Source organism: Nonomuraea indica, assembly GCF_002850745.1.
In the GTDB taxonomy this organism is placed as follows: domain Bacteria; phylum Actinomycetota; class Actinomycetes; order Streptosporangiales; family Streptosporangiaceae; genus Nonomuraea; species Nonomuraea indica.
In genome coordinates, this window is record NZ_PJOK01000113.1 from 1 (window position 1) to 914 (window position 914).

The following is a 914-nucleotide window of genomic DNA, read 5'->3' on the forward strand; positions in this document are numbered from 1 at the left end:
GACTTAAGGACTCTTAGCATCACGAGGTTCGATATGGGCGCGTTGAAGCGGGTACGGGAATATCAACCCGTTGTCCATCGACTACGCCTGTCGGCCTCGCCTTAGGTCCCGACTTACCCTGGGCGGATTAGCCTGCCCCAGGAACCCTTGGTCATCCGGCGCGAGGGTTTCTCACCCTCGATTCGCTACTCATGCCTGCATTCTCACTCGCACACCCTCCACCACTCGATCACTCGGCGGCTTCACCGGATGCACGACGCTCCCCTACCCACCAACACGATCACTCGTATCAGTGCCACGACTTCGGCGGTGTACTTGAGCCCCGCTACATTGTCGGCGCGGAATCACTTGACCAGTGAGCTATTACGCACTCTTTCAAGGGTGGCTGCTTCTAAGCCAACCTCCTGGTTGTCTCTGCGACTCCACATCCTTTCCCACTTAGCACACGCTTAGGGGCCTTAGTCGGTGATCTGGGCTGTTTCCCTCTCGACTACGAAGCTTATCCCCCGCAGTCTCACTGCCACGCTCTCACTTACCGGCATTCGGAGTTTGGCTGACGTCAGTAACCTTGTCGGGCCCATCGGCCATCCAGTGCTCTACCTCCGGCAAGAAACACGCAACGCTGCACCTAAATGCATTTCGGGGAGAACCAGCTATCACGGAGTTTGATTGGCCTTTCACCCCTACACACAGGTCATCCCCCAGGTTTTCAACCCTGGTGGGTTCGGTCCTCCACCCAGTCTTACCTGAGCTTCAACCTGCCCATGCGTAGATCACCCCGCTTCGGGTCTACAGCATGCGACTCAAACGCCCTCTTCAGACTCGCTTTCGCTACGGCTCCCCCACACGGGTTAACCTCGCCACACACCATAACTCGCAGGCTCATTCTTCAAAAGGCACGCAGTCACATCACA

Annotated in this window: 1 rRNA gene; it reads right to left on the reverse strand. The window is 57.1% G+C overall.

From position 1 onward, the window contains the following. A 23S ribosomal RNA gene (locus CXR44_RS38685) occupies positions 1-914 on the reverse strand; the annotation flags it as partial.